This window comes from Mesorhizobium sp. BAC0120, assembly GCF_033542235.1.
Taxonomy (GTDB): Bacteria; Pseudomonadota; Alphaproteobacteria; order Rhizobiales; family Rhizobiaceae; genus JAWRCU01.
Genome location: NZ_JAWRCU010000009.1, coordinates 259,710 through 279,900 on the forward strand (window position 1 = coordinate 259,710; position 20,191 = coordinate 279,900).

Consider the following 20,191-nt stretch of genomic DNA (forward strand, 5'->3'; position numbering starts at 1 on the left):
GGCAACCACGTAGCCCGTGCGGTTCGTGAGGTGCGAATGCCAAGACAAATCATTCCGGCAGGTTCCGACCCGACCGCAATCGGCGAAATCTCTAGCCCTCCCTTTGCCCGACTGCCTGATCCGAAGCGCTTGTTTTCGGCCCGCGCAGAGCGGCTGAACGTGCTCGCCGAGGGACATCAGCTCGGCCCTTACTTGTGCTTTCTTGCAGATCTCGCCGAGGTGCAGAACGCCATTCAGGAGGGTCTGCCGGAACCCGATATGCCGGACGCGGAGGCCCGCCAGCGCGCGCGGAGCTTCGCGATGCCGCCGCTCGATCGCAACAAGCTCGCCTTCGGTGCGGCTGCGGCTACGCTCGATCGTCTGGTTTGGGCGGCCGCTTCGATCGAGAAGCCGGCCGCCGCGGCGGATGCGCTCTACCGGCTGAAGCAGGCCACGCCTCTTCAGCGCGACGCCATGATGCGCAGCGTGCTTGCCGACGCGATTCCGATGGAGGCGCTGGCCGAGCATGTCTATGTCGCGGCCGCGCTGCAGGTTCACTTCGCCCGTCTCGCAGCCCTCCTCGAAGCCTCGGCTCTCGTGCCGGTCGGCGACGGCGCATGTCCGGCCTGCGGCGGCCCGCCCGTGTCGTCGATCGTCGTTGGCTGGCAGGGCGCGCACGGTACGCGTTTCTGCGCCTGTTCGCTATGCGGGACCTTGTGGCACCACGTCCGCATCAAATGCGCGCTATGCGGCTCGACCAACGGCATCGGCTACCAGGAGATCGAAGGCGGGCCAGGCACCGTGAAGGCTGAGACCTGCGATTCCTGCGGCTGCTACGTGAAGATCCTGCATCAGCACAAGGATCCGGCACTCGACCCGGTCGCCGACGACGTCGCCACGCTCGGCCTCGACCTGCTGGTGCGCGAGGGCGGCTATCGCCGAGGCTCCTTCAACCCGTTCCTGATTGGCTATTGAAGGCGCGATGACTAGCCCGCCTGCAAGCCGGCTGCGCAGCCTCCCCTCGGTCGATCGGATGCTGAAGACGTCCGTCACCCCGGCAGCGGTCCAGCGTTTCGGAAGGCAAGCCGTCACCGATGCTATCCGCCAAGTACTGGACAATGTGCGGCAGGCTTGCCGCAGCGGCGCGACGGTACCGGAGCCCGAGGATTTGGCCGCCGATGCGGTTGCCCGGCTGGAAGCTGCGGAGCGCTCCTCGTTGCGCCCGGTCTTCAATCTCACGGGGACAGTGCTGCATACCAATCTCGGTCGCGCTCTCCTGCCTGCCGAGGCTATCGAGGCGGCGCGCGCCGCAATGCGCGAAGCCGTGGCGCTCGAATTCGATATCGAAACCGGCAAGCGCGGCGAGCGTGACGATCATCTTCGCACACTGATCTGCGAGCTCACCGGGGCAGAGGATGCCACCGTCGTCAACAACAATGCGGCGGCGGTTCTTCTCGTGCTCAACACGCTGGCCCTGGGCCGCGAGGCGATCGTCTCGCGCGGCGAGCTGATCGAGATCGGCGGCTCCTTCCGGATGCCGGACATCATGGGCCGGGCCGGCGCGAAGCTCGTCGAGGTCGGCACCACCAATCGCACGCATCCCAAGGACTACGCCTCCGCTATCCGCCCGGAGACCGGCCTTCTCCTCAAAGTGCACACGTCGAACTATCGAGTGCAAGGCTTCACGGCCGAAGTGTCGGCGCGCGAACTCTCCTCGATCGCGAAAACGCGCGGTGTGCCGCTTGTCCACGATCTCGGCTCCGGCACGCTCATCGATCTCGCAGGCTACGGCCTCCGGAACGAGCCGACCGTGCGCGAGGCCGTTGCCGACGGCGCCGATCTCGTCACCTTCTCCGGCGACAAGCTGCTCGGCGGACCGCAGGCTGGCTTCATTGTCGGCAGAAGGGACCTTCTGGCCGAGATCAGCCGCAATCCGATGAAACGGGCGCTGCGCGTCGACAAGCTTCGGCTTGCCGCGCTCGAGGCGACGCTGAAGCTCTACCGCAACCCGGAACGCCTGGGGCAGCGCTTGCCCACGCTGAGATTGCTGGCGCGACCGGCCAGCGAGATTGCCGCTCAAGCGGCGCGTCTTTTTCCCGGTCTCGCCAATGTTCTGGGCGAGGCATTCACGGTCGAGATTGTCGAGTGCAGCAGCCAGATCGGGTCCGGTGCGCTGCCGCTGGAAACCATCCCCAGCGCGGCGATTGCCCTCACCGCGCGCTCCGGCAGCGGCCAGCAGCTGGAGGCGCTCGCGGCCGCGCTGCGCGCCCTGCCTGTTCCCGTGATCGGACGAATTGAGAAGCGGGCGCTGATTCTAGACCTGCGCTGTCTCGAAGACGAAGCAAGCTTCATAGCCAATCTGGCGGGCCTCTCCTTCGGAGGGTTCGATGCGATGGCTTGACCGTATCCTGCGCCGACCAGCTCGGGCAGACGTTGACGAGCAGCTGGGGAGGGCCCGCGAAGCGGCCGGGCGACGCGACTATGCAATGGCTCTCGATATCTGGGAGCGGCTGGCCCGGGCCGGTGTCGCCCGTGCCCAGAATAACATCGGTGCCTGCTTCGCCGAGGGGCTCGGCGTCGAACGCGACAGCAATCTTGCGTCCCGCTGGATGGCACTCGCTGCAGCGGCCGGCGACGCGGTCGGACAACGCAACCTGGCATCGCTCTATTTTCGCGGCGAGGGCGTCGAACAGGACTACCGCCGAGCGGCCGAGCTCTACCGTGCGGCAGCCGGGCAGGGCGACGGACCGGCCGAGGACATGCTGAGCTGGATGCTGCTCGAGGGCGACGTGATCGAGCCCGACGTGAACGAAGCGCGGTATTGGGCGCTCGCTGCCGCCGAGCAGGGTATTGCGTCGGCGATGACCCGCATAGGCATGCTCTATCACAATGCGCTCGGCGTGCCGCGCGATCCTGCCGAGGCGACGCGCTGGTGGCGCAAGGCCGCCTTGCGCGGCGATGCGGACGGGCAGGCGATGCTTGGCGCGGCCTGCCATCTCGGCGCGGGCGTGCCTTCCGATCAGATCGAAGCCTGTGCCTGGCTCATGCGCGCCGAGGCCGGCGGCAGCGCGCTCGCTCACCGCTACATGGCAGCCGCGCGCTCCGCGCTCGGCGCGGAAGAATTCGCAGAAGCCGAGCGCCGGGCAACAGCCCCCTTGCCGGAGCCTGGGCCATGATCGTCGGCACGGCCGGACATGTCGACCATGGCAAGACCGCACTGGTGCATGCGCTTACCGGCATCGACACCGATCGCCTGCAGGAAGAGAAGGCGCGTGGCATGACGATTGACCTCGGTTTTGCCTATCTTCCGGCGCCGGCAGGGGACATCGTCGGCTTCGTCGACGTGCCCGGACACGAGCGCTTCGTGCACACCATGCTCGCGGGCGCCAGCGGCATCGATTTCGTGCTGCTGGTCGTGGCAGCGGATGACGGGGTCATGCCGCAGACGCGCGAGCATCTGGCGATCGTCGATCTTCTCGGCGTCAGGCGCGGACTGGTCGTGCTCTCGAAGTACGATCTGGCAGATACGCCTCGCCGCGCCGCCGTCGCGGCCGAAATCCGCGCGGCACTAGCGGACACCGCGCTCGCCGACGCTGAGATCGTCCCTGCCTCGACCGTCACGGGGGAAGGCATAGACGATCTCCGGGACCGGCTGTTCGAGCAAGCGGTGCGCTTGGCCGACCGCGCTGCCCCTGGTCGCTTCCGGCTGTCGGTCGATCGCAGCTTCACCCTGCGCGGCATCGGCACGGTCGTGACCGGCACCGTTCTTTCGGGCTCGGTCGGCATCGGCGATCATGTGGTGGCAAGCCCGTCTGGCCTCAGCGCGACCGTCCGTTCGATCCACGCCCAGAACCGCGTTTCCGAGTTCGGCCGGGCAGGGGACCGCTGTGCGCTCAACCTGACCGGCGATGGCATCAGCAAGGAAGCGATCCGCCGGGGCGACGTTATCCTCGCCCCCGATCTGCATGCGCCGGCTGACAGGATCGATGCCGAGCTGCGCGTCCTGCCGAGCGAACCGAAGCCCATCGGCCAATGGTTCCCGGTGCGGCTCCATCACGCTGCGGCTGAAGTCGGGGCGCGCGTCGTGCTTCTTGGAGACGAGCCCATCGCGCCAGGCGGCAGGGCAAAGGTCCAGCTGGTCCTGGAGAGCCCGATCGCTGCCGCCGTTGGCGACGCCTATGTCGTGCGCGATACCTCGGCGCGGCGGACGATCGGGGGCGGCCGCTTCATCGATTTGAGGGCGCCGAGCCGGAAACGCCGCACGCCGGAACGATTGGCCTGGCTCGAGGCAAGCGCTATGCCGGATCCAGCGAAAGCTGTCGCGGCGCTGCTCGATGCACGGCCATACTATCTCGAACTGGTCGGGTTCGCGCGCGACCGGGCACTGAGCACCGATGAAACAAAAAGCCTTCTCGATCAGCTCGGCCTGGTGCGGATTGCGGTCGGTACAACGCTTTTCGTCATGCTGCCGTCACGCTGGACGGGTCTAAGGCTGAGCTTGACGGCGGCCCTGGAAAGCTTTCACTCGGACAATCCGGACTTGCCGGGCATCGGTATGGAAAAGCTACGCATGCAGCTCGAGCCGAGGCTTCCGGCGCCCGTATTTGCTGAAGTCCTGCGCGGCCTCGCGCGCGCCGGCCAGCTTGCTCTCGACGGGGCCTGGGTCCGGCTTCCCGGCCACGAGGTCAGGCTCGGGCCGGAGGATGAGGCTCTGTGGCTTACCGTCGAGCGGCTGCTCGACGGCCCACAGCGCTACCATCCGCCGAGGGTACGCGACATCGCGGGCCTGCTTGCCAAGCCGGAGGTCGAAGTGCGCCGGCTTCTGAAGCTGTCAGGCCGCATCGGGAAAGTGCACGAGGTTGCGCACGACCACTTCTTTCTGCGCGCCGCACTCGCCGAAATCATTGCGATCGTCTGCGACCTCGCTGCGAAACAGGATGGGCATTTTACCGCCGCTCAGTTCCGCGACCGTGCCGGCAGTGGCCGCAGGGTCGCGATCCAGCTCCTCGAATACCTGGACCGTCACGGTGTGACGATGCGCCGTGGCGATCTCAGGCGCGTGAACAGGCATCGGCTGGACCTGTTTCGCCGCCCGACAGAAAATGGTGAAGCGCTGACTGCAGAGGCTCCTGAAGGAGCCAGCGGTTAGGACGCGCAGTTTGCTCCAGCGCAAAGAGGCGACGGCCGGCTCGTGGCATTGGTCTTGCCCGTTTCGAACGTTGGGCAAGATGATGCGCGATTTCCAGACCTGCCCTGCGACAGCGTATCTCAAGGACGCGGTGCAGGTCGCGGCTTGGAATATCGACGGAATTCACTACGTGGACGTGAGACTGAGTTACGAACCGCCGTGGAATTGAGAGATAATGGACGGAATTGCCCGGCGTCACCTTGGCGTGAGGTCATCCGGAAAGCGCACATGACCGAAAGCAACGCCGCCAATCGCACTGTTCTCATCAACGGAGCGCTCCTGCCGGATGCGCTGGACGAGCGCATGATCCATGATGTGGTCCACGGCTTCTATGCGGCGATCCGTAACGATGCTCTCCTCGGCCCGATCTTCAACGGCGCGATCGCGCCTGAAGCGTGGCCGGTTCATTTGGCGAAGATGTGCGACTTCTGGTCGTCGATGCTTCTCAAGACCGGCCGCTATGACGGGCGGCCATTGTCTCCGCATCTCGGGATTTCCGGGCTGGGCGAGGAGCATTTCCGTCGCTGGCTGAAACTGTTTCGTTCGACCGTGAAGCGTCTGTGTCCGCCTGAGGTCGCGGCTCTGTTCATGGAGCGCGCTTTGCGGATCGCGCACAGTTTCCGGCTCGCCGTCGCCTATAATCGCGGCGAAGACACGCTTGCCATCGCACCGATATCCGAGGGGAGCCTCTGAGCCGGCTACCGGGCTGCGGAAAATTGTATGAGGCCCGCCCCATATCGCCGCATTCTATGGCCGTGCACTGAAAGAGACACAGCGTATAAGCTTGGGATGCTCGGTTAATTCCTTCGACGGTTCGGCGCTCTAGATTCGTCGCCCTTGCTGTCCCCTTGATAGCGCTGCCGCAATGTCGGACCTGATCGTCATGGTTTATCCTACGGTTGCCCGTGCCGAAGTGGTCCGCCAGCGCCTGATCGAGCTTCAGAAAGAGCATCTGATCGCGCTTGACGATGCTGTGATCGTGACCAAGGCCGAGAGCGCCTGGATAAGATTGGATCATCTTATCAGCACAACCGCAGGAGCGACGTCGGGCAGTTTTTGGGCGTTGTTCATCGGCCTTCTCTTTCTCGGTTCTGTTGATGGTGCGGTCGCGGCCGGCGCTTCCTGCAAGCTTCGCGGCGCCTTGACCGAGGTCGGCTTGAATAATGCTTTCGCCAACAAGTTGGCCGCCCGCCTGCAGCCAGGCACCGCGGGCCTCTTTCTGCTTATCAAGTTGATGACGACCGACAGCTTCCTGAGGGAGATTGAGAGCTTCGGCTGTGCAGTGCCGAAAACATCGATCGACGAGAGCAAGGATCAGGTTCTTCGTGATGCATTGCGGTTAACCGAAGCCGCGGAAACCGGCGGTGCAGCGCGAACCGCCCTGAAGCATCAATGAACGTCACCAGGCGGATTCTTCGGAGGAAATAGTCTGTCAGGCGTAGAGCCGTTCACTATGTGATTTCATAAAATCCATCCGAAATGAAAGAACGATTCGATCAGTATCCCAATCTTGAACCCTGAAGTCACTTGCAGGAGTCATTATCGGTCTGAAGGACCATTGCTATGCGGTGGCCCGGTTCCTCCTAAAGTTGACTTTCACATTCTGGATAGAAAGAACATGATAATATAGTCGAATGGGCGGATGCGGGCTTGTAAATGAGGAAAGACCGCAACGATGACGAGGGACTTTACGACCGTAAATCTTCCGGCTGAGGACCAGTTCGACGCATGGCGCCATTGGTTTTGGCCGGTGCTGGACGTGTCGCCCAAGACGTCTGTTGGTCACAATTTTGAGGCTTCAAACAAAACCTGGAATTTGGGTGGCCTGGTCGTAAGCCGCGTCTCTGCGCCACCAGTGTTCGTCACCCGAACAAGGGCCAATATCGCCAGAGCTCCGGTGGATCATTGGGTGTTAAGTTGCTGCAAGAACGGGGTGACCATGATCGAGACGCGGGGCGCCGTGCTGAAGGCTTCGCCCGGCGTACCGTATTTGTGGTCTCTGGGGGAGGCATCATGGAGCGAACGTACCCAAGTCGAGAGGATCCAAATCCTGTTGCCGCGCGATCTATTTCAAGACATCGGACGGCAATTGGACGCTTTGCGCGGCTCCGTCCTGGACACACCGATGGGGATTGTCCTCGGTGAATACATGATCGCGTTGGAGAGATGGCTTTCAAATACGACGCCTGAAGTTCGGCCCCGTATGGGAGTTGCAGTTCGTAACATGATCGCCGCGTGCCTGGCTCCTTCGGCCGACCAGATGGAAGGGGCTGGTGAAGAGATGAGCAGCTTTCTTGCCGAACGTGTACGCCAGGCGGTTCGTACCCACTTGAGATCACCATCGCTCAGGCCGGACGTGCTGTGCAAGATGGTTGGCCTTTCACGATCCACGCTCTATCGGTTGTTCGAGCACAGCGGTGGGGTTGTGCATTACATTCAGCGTCAACGGCTGTTGAACGCGTATGATATCTTGTCAGATCCGTTGAGCAGGCGGTCAATACTGAGCATCAGCGAAGAGTTGTGCTTCGCCGATGCGTCGAGTTTCACCCGCGCCTTCCGGCATGAATTTGGGCGCAGCCCGAGCGAGGTTCGATCTGCGGCGGCAAAAGGCAGCCCAATTCCCGCGGCGAGCAGGGCTCAGCCATCGCCTGCCGCTGCCAGCTTTGGAGACCTTCTCCGCACTGCGTGAGCAAGCTCACGGAACTCGTGAGCACGAACTGATCTTTACGCCGGTCGAACCTCGGAGCTGAGGGGGATGTCGCTCGAGCTTTGATACGGGCTGTGAGCGACTTCAGGATCCTAACACGAGCACGCTCTCCAGCACTCCTAGCTTAGCGAAGCGGGCGCCGCTGCGGTCCTCGCCGGACGGACGACGAGATCTCGCTGTAACTCGCCTTGAGACGAACGCTTAGAAAAAAGAGACGCGAAGTATGGTTGTGAGATTTCCTGCTAATCGCATCGGAAAATTGACAGTATAGAACTGTCGCTTGCGGCATGAAGTTGAGTGCCGAAAAGAAATTCTAATACACCACGTAATGTGGCTGCCGAAGAAAACGATGTTTCTTGGAGCGGCACAATGACGGCCCCGGGCCCCAAGGCCAGCGCGATGGACCATGCCGACACTAGCACGACGGTACCTCAGACCGAGCAGAGACTTCCCGGCGTTTGCCCAACTGCGCCCACGCCCGGCTGCTCAGCGTCAAGTGTAGTCCCGGCTAACCCCTAGCCCCCGCCCGGCCGGGACCAGCACGGCCCGCCGACCTGGCCCAATGCCAGGCGGCGGGCGCCCTGCGGAAATGCAGCAACTGGAGAAGCATTCGATGCCCGGTGAGAAAGCCGACGATATGGCAGACAAACTAAGCCTTCCAGCCCTGACCGCGATGGTCGTCGGTTCGATGGTTGGCGCGGGCGTGTTCCAGCTCCCGGCGCGTTTCGCGACCCAGACGGGTGTCTATGGCGCCCTCATAGCGTGGACCATCGCCGGCCTGGGCATGCTGACTCTCGCGTTCGTCTTCCAGACGCTCGCGATCCGCAAGCCCAGTCTCGACAACGGCGTCTACGTGTATGCGCGCGCTGGGTTCGGCGTCTATCCCGGCTTCCTGGCCGCCATCGGTTTCTGGGCCTCTGCCTGCGCCGGGAACGCCTTCTACTGGGTGCTGATCATGACGACCGTTTCGCAGCTGTTTCCCCCGTCTGCGGAGATGTTCGGGACAGGCGACACCTGGCCGTCCTTCTTCGTGTCCGTGGCAGGGGTGTGGGGGTACTACTTCCTGATCCGCCGCGGCGTCAAAGAAGCCGCCTGGATCAATTTCATCGTGACGGTCGCGAAGCTTGCGCCCCTCGCGCTGTTCCTCGTGCTCGTGATCTTCTTCTTCAATGGCGAGGTTTTCGTCGGCAACCTCACCGGCGGCTACGACGTCCCCGGCGGAGAGTCGTTGTTTCAGCAGGTGCAGGGCACGATGCTCATCACAGTGTTCGTGTTTCTCGGCATCGAAGGCGCGAGCGTCTACTCGCGATACGCTCGGCGGCGCGAGGATGTCGGCGCGGCGACTGTGCTCGGGTTTCTGGGGGTGCTCGCTCTGTTCGCGTCCATCTCCATACTCTCGTACGGGATCCTCCCCAAGGCCGAGATCGCCGGCCTTTTGCAGCCGTCCGTGGGCGGCGTCCTCGAGTCCGCTGTGGGTCCATGGGGCGGGGCGTTCATCCGCCTTGGGCTCATCGTATCGGTGCTCGGCGCTTACCTGGCGTGGCAGCTTCTGGCCGCCGATGTCATGTACGCGGCGGCGAAGGACAACGACATGCCCAGCCATTTCGCAGAGCTCAACTCTCGGCAGGTACCCGAGCACGCCGTTTTCTGGACGTCGGTCCTTGTGTCCGCAATCCTTTTTGCGGTGCAGTTCGTGGACAATGCCCTCGACTTCAGCCTCGACCTGACTGCCGCGCTGTCGCTGGCGCCGTTCGCTCTCGCGAGTGCCTACGCTGTCAAGATCGCATGGCAGCGGGACGGCTACGACAATGTGTCCTCGGATGGCCGCAGGTGGGATCTGCTGATCGCGGTCGTCTCGACAGTGTACACGCTCTTCCTCATATGGGCCGCGGGATACACATTCCTGTTCCTCGCCTGCATCCTGCTCGCCCCCGCCACCGTTCTGTACGTTATCGCTAGGAGGGAGCAGAAGGCGAAGCTCTTCACGACGCCGGGGCTCAGCGTCTTCTTGCTCGTCTTGGCCTTTGCGGTGGTCGGTATCGTGCTGCTCGCCAAAGGGCTGGTGCAGATCTGATGCCGATCAACCTGGCATTTTCCGAAACCGCCGGGCGATCCATCCGCACCGAACCCGGCGATCTGTGAGCTGACACCCGATCCAGGAGGCATCCACAAATGACCACAGAAACCGCTTTTGGCGTCCACTCCGAGGTCGGCCAGCTGCGCAAGGTGCTGGTCTGCGCGCCGGGCCGCGCGCACCAGCGGCTCACCCCAACCAACTGCGATGCGTTGCTGTTCGACGACGTGCTGTGGGTCGATGTCGCCAAGCGCGACCATTTCGACTTCATCAACAAGATGCGCGACCGCGGCGTCGACGTCGTCGAGATGCACAACGCGCTCGCCCAGACCGTCGCAATTCCCGAGGCCAGGAAATGGATCCTCGACAACCAGGTCGTGCCGAACCAGCTCGGGCTGGGGCTCATCGACGAGATCCGCAGCTATCTCGAAGGCCTCACCGATCGCGAGCTGGCCGAGACCCTGATCGGCGGGCTGTCGACCGTTGAATTCCCCGAGGCCATCGGCGGCGAGATGCTGGCGCTCATCCGCGACGCCGCCGGCACCGCCGAATATCTTTTGCCGCCGCTTCCCAACACGCTCTACACGCGCGACACCACCTGCTGGATCTATGGCGGGGTGACGCTCAACCCGCTCTACTGGCCGGCCCGCCACGAGGAGCCGATCCTCGCCGCGGCCATCTACAAGTTCCATCCCGACTTTGCCGGCAAGGTGAATGTGTGGTGGGGTGATCCGACCAAGGACTGGGGCCTGGCCACGCTCGAGGGCGGCGACGTCATGCCGATCGGCAAGGGCAATGTGCTGATCGGCATGAGCGAGCGCACCTCGCGCCAGGCGATCAGCCAGCTCGCGGCAACCCTGTTCGAGAAGGGCGCCGCCCACCGCGTCATCGTCGCGGCGATGCCGAAGCTGCGCGCGGCCATGCATCTCGACACCGTGTTCACCTTCGCCGACCGCGACTGCGTGCTGATCTATCCCGACATCGTCGACAAGATCGAGGCGTTCTCCTATCGGCCGGGCGCCAAGCCGGGCACTGTCGAGCTGCACAGAGACGGGCGCCCGTTCGTGGAGACGGTGCGCGATGCGCTGGGCCTCAAGCAGATGCGCGTCGTCGAGACGGGCGGCAGCGACTATATGCGCGAGCGCACCCAATGGGACAGCGGCGCCAATCTGGTCTGCGTCTCGCCCGGCGTGGTCTTCGCCTATGACCGCAACACCTACACCAACACGCTGCTGCGCAAGGCCGGCATCGAGGTGATCACCATCGCCGGAGCCGAGCTCGGCCGCGGCCGCGGCGGCGGCCATTGCATGACCTGCCCGATCATCCGGGACGCGGTGGATTATTAGACTGGAAGCAATTTCGAAGGGCCGGCCACGTTGATGGTGTTCACTCATCGGGCTCGCGGTCTTCGCTGCCACGCTGACTGAACGAGCCGGCGCGAACTTGCCCCAGGGATGCTAATTGGTTCAGCGACGGGCAGATGTCGTCAATCGATCCGAAGAACGGCCCATGTGCTAGGTTTCGGGCATTCCTGTCCCGATCGGCGCGGGCACCAAAGCCAGCAGGGCCGACATGCTCAGTATCAGCAGGATGGCAACGACGCTGATCCCACCGTGCAGGCTACCGGTCGCCACCTTGAGCCAGCCGACCAGCGCAGGACTGACGATCCCGCCGCACACGCCGCACATGTTGATGAAAGCCAGGCCGCTCGCCCTGGTCTCAGGCTTGAGGTGTACTGTGGGGATCGTCCAGAACAGTCCGATGATAGCATAGAGCCCGATCCCCGCCACGGTCAGCAGGCCCGTCGTTGCGGCGATGCTGTTTGAGGCCAACGGAAGTAGCAGGAGGCAGCCGGCGGCGGAGAGGCCGGACAGTCCGATATGCCATCGGCGCTCGCTCAGCCGATCGGAACTTTGCCCGATCAGGAGCATGCCGATCGTAGCGAACAGCGCCGAAAGTCCGCTGATCCAGCCGATCGAACTGATGCGTTCGACGCCCGGTGTCACGAGCAAGGAGGGGCCCCACAAGATGAACGCATTGAGCGCGCAGAAATAGCCGAAATAGATGGATCCGAGCAGCCATGTTCCTGCATCGGGCAAGATGTTGCGCAAGTTCAGTGGAGCGTCGGCCAGCGCGCCCGCTCGCTCAGGTCCTCTATCGGTCAGAATGGTGCGCTTGTCGCTGTCCTTCAGCCAGCTTGCCAATTCGGGCCTGTCTGGCAGGAAGGCGTATGCAAGTAGGCCGAGCAGCATCACGGACAATCCCTGCAGCATGAAAAGCCATTGCCAGCCTCGCAATTCCTGGAGATCGTTCATGCCGCTCATGATCAGTCCTGCCAGCGGTCCTGCAACAATGCTTGCCAGAGGCAATGCGCTGGTAAACAGGGTGTTGATGCGGCCGCGCAGACGATCCGGGAACCAGCAGCTCAGATAGAAGATGATGGTGGGGAAGAAGCCGGCCTGTGCGGCACCCAGCACGAAGCGAAGCAGGTAGATGTCGGCGCCGCTACTGGCAAACGCCATCAGTGCCCCTGCCGCTCCCCATACAAGCATGGTGCAGAGCAGCGTCCTTGGGACGCCGAAACGTCTTAGGAAAAGGCCGACCGGTACCTGGAACAGGATATAGCCGACATAGAAAATGCTGGCCGCGACACCAAAAATCGCGTCGTCTATCTGAAGGTCATCGGAAAATTGCTGCTTGGCGAAGCTGATGTTGAAACGGGTGAGCTGCGCAAACACATAGCACAGAAGCAGAAACGGCAGGAGCCGCCACGCCATTTTCCGGTAGACGCTCGAAGGTATTCGCCTGATCATAAAGGCTGGTCTACTATGCCGTGAGCAGGAGCCGTTGAAAGTCGCTATCTTCGGGCAGGAAGCGATAGCAACAAATCAAGCCCGGAAGAGCTTCGTCCCCGGTGGGGCGTCCGGACTTCAAATCCGGGAGGGGCCGCGAGCCGGTCCTTGGTGGGTTCGACTCCCACTCTCTTCCGCCATTCTGGTCGCATTGCCGGATTTCATCGCACGACCAGCACAGGCACCGGACTATTCGTCAGGACTTCCGAGGTCTGGCTCCCGAGCACCAGCTTTCTCAGGCCTCGACGGCCGTGGGACGCCATTACGATCAAATTGCAGTCGCGCGCCTTCGCCAGTTCAACGATAGCTTCGGCCGGATAGGCGTCAGGGACATGGACAGTCTCTGCCTGCACACCAAGTTTTTTTGCCTCGGCCTCGACTGCTGCCAACGTTTTCTGAGCTATCCCTTTCTGAGCGGCGTCGTACTGCGATATTTCCTCCGGGCCAGGAACCCATGTTCCCGCAATTCCGGCACTCGCATAGATAGGAAAACGTTCCGTGACCATGATGATGGTCACGCGCGCGCCGAGGGCCTTTGCAAGCGACAGGCCGTGGTCGACACCCTTCTGGGCCACTTCGGAACCATCAGTGGATATGAGAATATGGCTGTACATTCCGGTTCTCTCCAATTTTACCCACGTGCTCATCCGGCAGCGCCAGCTTCCATCAGAAGCTGGTTACCGGCTACGAAATTGGCCCATATCCGACACCTTGATTTTACTGGCAGTCCTGACTTGCATTAACCTACAATCGCCATTCCTTACATTGCATTGAAAGCCGAAGTAAGAGCCGGCGAAACTATGCTCGAGCGCGAGGTAAGCTGAGACACGATGACCATGACATCGTTTCTCCTGGAACTTAAAACCGCCGCCGACGCCGCCAAGACGACGGAAACGAGCTTCCGCAAGGAGGCAGCCAAGCAAATCGCGGTGCTGGAGCAAGAGCGCGCATTCGCTTTCAGGCGGCTCAATCTCATGGAGGCGATCGCCGATGCGGCAGGTCCGGCCGAAAGCGAGGAGGTTGCCGTGGCGAACGCCTTCGCGGCCCTGCGCAATCGCCTCGGCTGGAATTCCGACAGTGATGCACGCCAGGAGGTGATCACGCATTTCGGCCCGGTTGCGTTGGCGGTGTTCCGGGCCGGACTCACAGGCGGGGAGCCTGCCACCGGTGTTCATGACGCACTCGCAGTGTTCGAGCGCTGGTATGCCGAGACCTGGGGATTGCCCTTCTGGGCCCTGTTCGAGCAGCAGATGCCGGATACGCCGGTGGTGGACTTCTAAGCCAGCCTTGAGCCGCCGAGATCGCCGACTAGAGGCGGCGCTCCGTCTAGCCATCTGATTTCAGTCGAAGTTGGGCGAGCAAACGTCCGATGGGGTCGTTTCGCATCGGAAAGGCGACCTGTCGTGTCGGGATTCCTTGGTGTTTGACATAGGATCTTTCATAAAATATGTATGACATAAGGAGCGATTGTGGGAGGAGCAGTTGCGGATCACGCCGGTCGCTGCCCGAGTGTGCGATACCGAGATGCACAACTGGATGTTCGTGCATGTCGAGGCCGACGAACATGGCCAAGCCCGACATCTGCCACACCGGAGGGCTTGGGGACTCCAAGAAGATAGCCGCCATGGCCGAGACAGCCGGCATCGGGCTCGCGCCGGCAACCCGCTTGGGCCGATCGCCGGCGTGGCGGCGCTGCATTTCGGCAGCTCGACCTGCAATGTGATCATACAGGAGGAACTGTCCGGAGCGGCGCCGTGATACGGTGGCGTCGTGCGCTGGCCGATCGCCCAGGTGCCTGGGCGCTGGGAAAAGCCGATGAAGCCAGGCCTCGGCATAGAGCTCGACGAGGCCGTGATCGATGCGAGTCCACTTGAGCCCGACATCCTGCATGCGCGCGGCGCAGTAATGCCAGATGGTACAGTTGTGGACCGATGAGGATCATGAGCGGAAGGTTGGAAGGAAAGCGCGCCATCGTCACCGGCGCGGGGCAGGGTATCGGTGAAGCGATCGCCCGGCTGTTCGCCAGGCACGGCGCCACCGTCGTCATCGGCGAGCTCAACCCGGCGACCGGCCGGGCCGTGGTCGACGCCATCGTCCGGGCTGGCGGGCGCGCCCTCTTCGTCGAAACCGACGTGACCGACAAGGCTCAGGTCACCCGTCTCGTCGAGACGGCGCGGGCTGAGGCGGGCGGCATCGACATCCTCGTCAATAATGCCGGAGCAAACGTCTTCTACGAGCCGCTGGACATGCCGGAGGAGGCGTGGAAGCGGTGCATGGACCTCGACCTCGAGGCTGCCTGGACCTGCTCGCGCGCGGTCCTGCCGGCGATGCTCGAGCAGCGGGCGGGCGCGATCGTCAACATCGCCAGCGGCCACTCCTTCAAGATCATCCCGCACTGTTTCCCCTATCCCGTGGCCAAGCATGCGCTGGTTGGCCTGACGCGGGCGCTGGCGATCGAATATGCGGCGCGCGGCATCCGGGTGAACGCGATCGCGCCGGGCTACATCGATACGCCGATCGCCGAGGCCTATTGGGCGACGTTCCCCGATCCGGCCGCCGAGCGTGCCCGCGCCGAGAACATCCATCCTCCCAAACGAATTGGCCGGCCCGAAGAGGTCGCCCATACGGCGCTGTTCCTCGCTTCCGACGAAGCGCCGTTCATCAACGCCGAGACGGTCGTCATCGATGGAGGCAGATCGGCGCTCTACCACGACTAGCGGTCACAAAAAGCAGGAGGAGACTTTCAATGAAACTGTCAGGGCTAACTTCGCTGGCGCTGGGCGCCGGTCTGGTTCTGTGTTCCCACGCATTCGCTGCCGACACCAAGATCGGCTACATCAACAAGATGGGGGATCACCCCTGGTTCGTCGCCGAGGTCGCCGGCGCCAAGAAGGCGGCTGAGGCAGGCGGCGCCACATTCGTCTCGCAGGACGTGCAGTTCAATGCCGACCTGACCGTGACGACGCTCGACACCATGATCGGCGACGGGGTGAAAGGCATCGCCATCGTCGTGCCGGACAAGGGGCTTGGCCCGGTTGTTGCCCAGAAGGCCAAGGATGCCGGTATCCCGCTGATCGCGGTCGATGACGACATTTACTACAAGGACGGCTCGCCGGTGCCCTATGTTGGGCTCAACGCCTACAATATCGGCAAGCAGGTCGGCACCGAGCTCGCCAAGCTTTACAAGTCCGAAAACTGGGCAGGCAAGGAGGTGCGCATCGCCTCGATCGAGGACCGCAAGGCCGACACCTGCATGCAGCGCAACAAGGGCGCCGAAGAGGGCTTCCTCGCCGCGGTGCCGGACTTCGACAAGAGCAAGATCCTCCGCGTTGCCTACGACAACACGATGGTCAACTCGATCGACGTGATGACGACCACGCTCACCGCAAATCCGCAGGTCACTAACTGGATCTTCTACTCCTGCAACGATGACGGCGTGCTGGGTGCTGCGCGTGCGCTGGAGAATTCCGGCTACACGGCCGACCAGGGCATGGGCATCGGCATCGACGGCAGCCGCGCTTGCGACGCGTTCGGCAGCGGCAAACCGACCGCCTTCCGGGGCACGATGTGGCTGAACTCCGCCAATCATGGGCGCATCGCGGTCGAGCTGCTGCTCAAGTCCATCAAGGACGGCACGCCGCTGCCGGAAAAGACCTACAGCGATCCGGAGCTGATCACGGCCGCGAACTTCGGCGACTACAAGCCCAAGCTCTGCAAGTGAGCATCCAGTGATCCTGACGCCGACCCCAACCGGGGGCGGCGTCAGGAAGCATCGGGATTTCGGAAGCCAGCATGACATCGAACGGCACGGAAATCGTCAGGGTCGAGCGCCTGTCCAAGGCGTTCGGCGTCGTGCAGGCGCTGAGCGACGTCTCTCTCGGCTTCCGGGCAGGGGAGGTCCTCGGGCTGGTCGGCGAGAACGGCGCCGGCAAATCGACCCTGATGCGGCTACTCGAAGGCGCGCATATGCCGGATCGCGGCGAGATCGCGATCGACGGGGTACCGCTGAATTTCCGCGAGCCGAAGGAAGCGCATGCCGCCGGCATAAGGGTGATCCACCAGGAGCCGGACATCGTGCCGGACCTGACGGTCGCGGAGAACATCTTCGTCGGGGCGATGCCGCGCCGGCTCGGCATCCTGCTCGACTGGCCGAGGCTGGAAGAACAGACGCGCGCCGTCCTTGCCAGGTTCGGCATGCAGAACGAATTGCGTGCGCGCGATCTCTGCGCTCGTCTCGGCCCGGCTCAGCGGCAGATGATCGAGATCATGCGAGCGGTTCGCGCCGGCGGGCGGCTGATTGCGTTCGACGAGCCGACATCCTCGCTCACCGACGAGGAGGCCCGCCATCTCTACCGGATCATCCGCCACCTCAAGGCCGATGGCGTGTCGATCGTCTATATCTCGCATCGCCTCAACGAGATCATCGATCTCGCCGATCGCGTCGCGGTGCTGCGCGACGGCCGGCTGGTCGCCGACCAGGCTGCAGCCGGATTGACCGAGCGGGCGATCTCGCAACTGATGGTTGGGCGCGAGCTCAGGGATCTTTTCCGCCGCCAGAAGGCGGCGAAGACCAACGCCATACTCACGGTCTCCGGCCTGAGCTCCGAGGCCGTGCACGATGTCAGCCTGACGCTGCACCGCGGCGAGGTGCTCGGTATCGGCGGCCTGATGGGAGCCGGCCGGTCGGAGCTCGCCCGCGCCATCGTAGGCTACGACAGGCGGCTCGCCGGAGAAATCGTCGTCGATGGAAAGCGGTTGCCGCCCAATGACGTCGCCGCTTCCATCGCGGCGGGCATCGGACTTGCCCCGGAGGACCGGAAATCCGAGGCGCTGCTGCTCGCGCGTTCGATCCTCGACAATGCCACGCTCTGCGTGCCAGAGCGGATCTCGACCGCAGGGCTGTTCGACCGGCGCAAAGCGATCGCCACGGTGAGCCCGCTTGCCGGCAAGCTGTCCATACGCACGCCGAGCCTCGACCAGCTCGTGTCGAAGCTCTCCGGCGGCAACCAGCAGAAGGTCGTGCTGGCGCGCTGGCTCGCAAGGCAGCTCAAGGTCATCATTCTCGACGAGCCGACGCGCGGCATCGACATCGGCGCCAAGGCGGAGATCTACCAGCTCATCGCCGAATTGGCCGCCGGCGGCATGGGCGTCCTGCTGATTTCCTCCGAGATGCCGGAACTGATCGGGCTTGCCGACCGGGTGCTGGTGATGGCCGAGGGACGCATCACCGGAGAGCTCGGCGCCGACGCCGACGAGCAATCGATTTTGGCGCTCAGCATGCCGCAGTCGGCGCGAGCCCAGCGCGAGGTAAGGACATGACGATCAGCGAACACGCACACCCCGGCAGCAAGGCATCGGAGGCGCCCAACAAGCGGTCATCGGTGCAACGCGCGGCCGACCGTATCGGCGTTCACAACATCAGCCTGATCTTCGCACTGATCGTGCTGTGCGCCATCTTCGGCTATCTGCGCGGCGACGTATTCTTCTCCTCGCGCAACATCCTGAACATCGGGCTTGCCGTCACCATCCTCGGCGTGCTCGCCATGAGCCAGACCGTGGTGATCGTCGCGGGCGGGCTCGACGTCTCGGTGGGCTCGACCGTCGGCTTTGCGACGGTGGCGACCGCCCTGGTTGTGCAGGCCACGGGATCGGCGTTGCTTGGTGTCGTTGCCGGCCTGCTGATTGGAGCGGCCTGCGGCCTGGTCAACGGCATCATCATCACCTATGGCAGAGTAAATGCCGTGATCGCGACGCTCGGTACCATGGCAATCTTCCGTGGCGTTGCCTTCATCCTCTCGGACGGGCAGTCGATCTCGATATTCGACGAGACCTTCCGCTTCATGGGGAACGGCAGGGTGCTCGGCTTTCCTTTCCTGATCTGGATTCTGTTCGTGACCGCCGTCCTCTTCCAGATCTTCCTGTCGCAATCGATCGCCGGCCGCAATGTCTATGCGATCGGCGGCAATCCCGTCGTCGCCCGCTTCTCCGGCATCAACGTGAACCGCTACCGCGTCGCGATCTACGTCATGAGCGGCGTCGCGGCCGGAATAGGCGGCATCATCTTGGCGGCTCGCACGGGCTCCGGCCAGCCGATCTCCGGTTCGCAGGGCCTCGAGCTCGAGGCGATCACGGCGGCGGTGCTCGGCGGCTGCGCTCTGCAGGGCGGACGCGGCACGATCGTCGGCGCTCTTCTGGGCGTCCTCATCATCGGCGTCCTCAACAACGGCATGATCCTGACGGCGGTGCCGACCTTCTACCAGCTTCTTGCCAAGGGTGCGCTGCTCATATTGGCTGTCCTGGTTGCCGAGTATCGACTGAATCGAGCCTGAGGAAACGAGCAAGCCGAATGACAAGAGCGGACGCGGCCATAACAGGATGAACGACTCCGCCCGAACTCATCGTGCTCCAGACATGTCGTCGCGCTTCGTCAGCCAGCGTGTGCTCGCCGAGCTCGGTCGCCGGATCCTGGCGGGCCAATATCCCCAGCATTCGGCCTTGCCTACGGAGCTTCAGCTGTGCGCCGAGTTCGGGGTCAGCCGCACGGCGATGCGCGAGGCGACCAAGATGCTCGCTGCCAAGGGGCTGGTGGTGTCACGCAAGCGCGCCGGCACGCTTGTCCAGGATTCCAGCCTCTGGAACCGCCTCGACACAGACGTGCTTTCATGGATGAGCACGATCGATCCCGACCCGGAATTCGTGCGCGGACTGATCGAGGCGCGCCTCGCCATCGAGCCCGCGGCTGCCGAGCTCGCCGCCCGGCGTGCCACCGCCAGCGACCTCGCGCGTATCGAGGCCGGATATCTGGCCATGCGCGCCGCCGATCTCAAAGACCTTGCCGCCTGCGCCGAGGCCGACGGCGCCTTCCACGTCAGCATCCTCAGCGCCAGCCACAATCCGGTGTTCGCCGGGCTCGCCAGCCTGATCGGCCAGGCGCTCGAGAATTCGTTCCGGCTGACCACGTCGGTCAGCCGAAACTATGCCGAGACGCTCGACGCCCATGGCGAGGTGCTGGAGGCCATCAGGCTGCGCCAGCCGGACCTGGCAAGGTCGAGGATGGGCGCGCTGATCGACATCGCCTCGGCCGACCTCGTGAACGCCACCGCGAAGAAGCGTCCGTAGAGCTTCGATATTGTCGGGATCGGAGAAGGGGATTGCCGGCGGCTATTAGGTTTGATCGCTGGCGCCGCCCCTCATCGCCCTGCCAGGCACTTCTCCCCGTAAACGGGGAGAAGTGCCTGGCAGGGCGATGAGCGACTATCTGGGCTGTCAAGTTGCATTAGCGAACTCGATGCGCGCATCGCGTGCTTTTGCATTGAGGATGACGAGCAGCTTGCGGGCGAGCGCGATGCGGATGACCATCTTCTCTTTGCCTGCCGCCTGCAACCGCTGAT

Annotated in this window: 18 protein-coding genes, 1 tRNA gene and 1 pseudogene; 17 read left to right on the forward strand and 3 right to left on the reverse strand. The window is 63.4% G+C overall.

The annotated features are described in order from the left end of the window. The first annotated feature begins 36 nt into the window (after window positions 1-36). The 9 genes from fdhE (at window position 37) to SAZ10_RS21020 (ending at window position 11,294) form a co-directional block, all read left to right on the forward strand. Window positions 37-954, forward strand: coding sequence for a formate dehydrogenase accessory protein FdhE (gene fdhE, locus SAZ10_RS20980; RefSeq protein ID WP_318611308.1), 918 nt, complete (start codon window positions 37-39; stop codon window positions 952-954). Between the two features lie 7 nt (window positions 955-961). Then, window positions 962-2,380 carry an L-seryl-tRNA(Sec) selenium transferase gene (gene selA, locus SAZ10_RS20985; protein WP_318611309.1) on the forward strand — a complete coding sequence of 473 codons (1,419 nt, stop codon included), beginning with the start codon at window positions 962-964 and terminating at the stop codon, window positions 2,378-2,380. Continuing rightward, the gene (locus SAZ10_RS20990; protein ID WP_318611310.1) at window positions 2,367-3,155 is read left to right on the forward strand and encodes a tetratricopeptide repeat protein; all 789 of its coding nucleotides are present in this window, start codon (window positions 2,367-2,369) and stop codon (window positions 3,153-3,155) included. The genes selA and SAZ10_RS20990 overlap by 14 nt, the downstream gene beginning before the upstream one ends. Continuing rightward, window positions 3,152-5,128 (forward strand): selenocysteine-specific translation elongation factor, encoded by a 1,977-nt coding sequence (gene selB, locus SAZ10_RS20995; RefSeq protein WP_318611311.1) that lies wholly within the window; start codon window positions 3,152-3,154, stop codon window positions 5,126-5,128. Before SAZ10_RS20990 ends, selB begins: the two co-directional genes overlap by 4 nt. A 267-nt stretch (window positions 5,129-5,395) precedes the next feature. Further along, the gene (locus SAZ10_RS21000; protein ID WP_318611312.1) at window positions 5,396-5,860 is read left to right on the forward strand and encodes a group III truncated hemoglobin; all 465 of its coding nucleotides are present in this window, start codon (window positions 5,396-5,398) and stop codon (window positions 5,858-5,860) included. A 172-nt stretch (window positions 5,861-6,032) separates the two neighbouring features. Continuing rightward, the gene (locus SAZ10_RS21005) at window positions 6,033-6,563 is read left to right on the forward strand and encodes a DUF1269 domain-containing protein (protein ID WP_318611313.1); all 531 of its coding nucleotides are present in this window, start codon (window positions 6,033-6,035) and stop codon (window positions 6,561-6,563) included. Between the two features lie 279 nt (window positions 6,564-6,842). Continuing rightward, on the forward strand, window positions 6,843-7,856 hold the full coding sequence (locus SAZ10_RS21010; protein ID WP_318611314.1) for a helix-turn-helix domain-containing protein: 1,014 nt from the start codon (window positions 6,843-6,845) through the stop codon (window positions 7,854-7,856). Between the two features lie 631 nt (window positions 7,857-8,487). Next, on the forward strand, window positions 8,488-9,948 hold the full coding sequence (locus SAZ10_RS21015; RefSeq protein ID WP_318611315.1) for a basic amino acid/polyamine antiporter: 1,461 nt from the start codon (window positions 8,488-8,490) through the stop codon (window positions 9,946-9,948). A gap of 98 nt (window positions 9,949-10,046) precedes the next feature. Next, a complete protein-coding gene (locus SAZ10_RS21020; protein WP_318611316.1) occupies window positions 10,047-11,294 on the forward strand; it encodes an arginine deiminase in 1,248 nt (415 codons plus the stop codon). A 168-nt stretch (window positions 11,295-11,462) separates the two neighbouring features. Here the strand turns inward: SAZ10_RS21020 and SAZ10_RS21025 are convergent, their stop codons facing one another. Next, the gene (locus SAZ10_RS21025) at window positions 11,463-12,725 is read right to left on the reverse strand and encodes an MFS transporter (RefSeq protein WP_318611317.1); all 1,263 of its coding nucleotides are present in this window, start codon (window positions 12,723-12,725) and stop codon (window positions 11,463-11,465) included. Window positions 12,726-12,844: 119 nt separating this feature from the next. Here SAZ10_RS21025 and SAZ10_RS21030 point away from each other — a divergent pair. Further along, window positions 12,845-12,940, forward strand: a tRNA-Sec gene (locus SAZ10_RS21030). A gap of 21 nt (window positions 12,941-12,961) precedes the next feature. On the opposite strand, the gene SAZ10_RS21035 is transcribed toward SAZ10_RS21030, so the two are convergent. Next, the gene (locus tag SAZ10_RS21035; RefSeq protein ID WP_318611318.1) at window positions 12,962-13,414 is read right to left on the reverse strand and encodes a universal stress protein; all 453 of its coding nucleotides are present in this window, start codon (window positions 13,412-13,414) and stop codon (window positions 12,962-12,964) included. A gap of 222 nt (window positions 13,415-13,636) precedes the next feature. On the opposite strand from SAZ10_RS21035, the gene SAZ10_RS21040 reads away from it, so the two are divergent. The 7 genes from SAZ10_RS21040 (at window position 13,637) to SAZ10_RS21070 (ending at window position 19,919) form a co-directional block, all read left to right on the forward strand. After that, a complete protein-coding gene (locus tag SAZ10_RS21040) occupies window positions 13,637-14,080 on the forward strand; it encodes a hypothetical protein (RefSeq protein WP_318611319.1) in 444 nt (147 codons plus the stop codon). Between the two features lie 202 nt (window positions 14,081-14,282). Beyond that, window positions 14,283-14,558, forward strand: coding sequence for a hypothetical protein (locus SAZ10_RS21045; RefSeq protein ID WP_318611320.1), 276 nt, complete (start codon window positions 14,283-14,285; stop codon window positions 14,556-14,558). A gap of 182 nt (window positions 14,559-14,740) precedes the next feature. After that, entirely contained in the window at window positions 14,741-15,517 is a 777-nt protein-coding gene (locus tag SAZ10_RS21050) for an SDR family oxidoreductase (RefSeq protein WP_318611321.1), read from the forward strand. 29 nt (window positions 15,518-15,546) lie between these two features. After that, window positions 15,547-16,521: a substrate-binding domain-containing protein gene (locus tag SAZ10_RS21055; protein ID WP_318611322.1), complete on the forward strand. Its 975-nt coding sequence runs from the start codon at window positions 15,547-15,549 to the stop codon at window positions 16,519-16,521. A gap of 71 nt (window positions 16,522-16,592) precedes the next feature. Continuing rightward, window positions 16,593-18,119, forward strand: a complete 1,527-nt coding sequence (locus SAZ10_RS21060) for a sugar ABC transporter ATP-binding protein (RefSeq protein WP_318611323.1) — start codon at window positions 16,593-16,595, stop codon at window positions 18,117-18,119. Further along, entirely contained in the window at window positions 18,116-19,129 is a 1,014-nt protein-coding gene (locus SAZ10_RS21065; RefSeq protein WP_318611324.1) for an ABC transporter permease, read from the forward strand. The genes SAZ10_RS21060 and SAZ10_RS21065 overlap by 4 nt, the downstream gene beginning before the upstream one ends. Window positions 19,130-19,175: 46 nt before the next feature. Then, on the forward strand, window positions 19,176-19,919 hold the full coding sequence (locus SAZ10_RS21070) for a FadR/GntR family transcriptional regulator (RefSeq protein WP_318611325.1): 744 nt from the start codon (window positions 19,176-19,178) through the stop codon (window positions 19,917-19,919). Window positions 19,920-20,066: 147 nt separating this feature from the next. Here the strand turns inward: SAZ10_RS21070 and SAZ10_RS21075 are convergent. Continuing rightward, a pseudogene (locus SAZ10_RS21075) lies at window positions 20,067-20,191 on the reverse strand (IS110 family transposase); the annotation flags it as partial.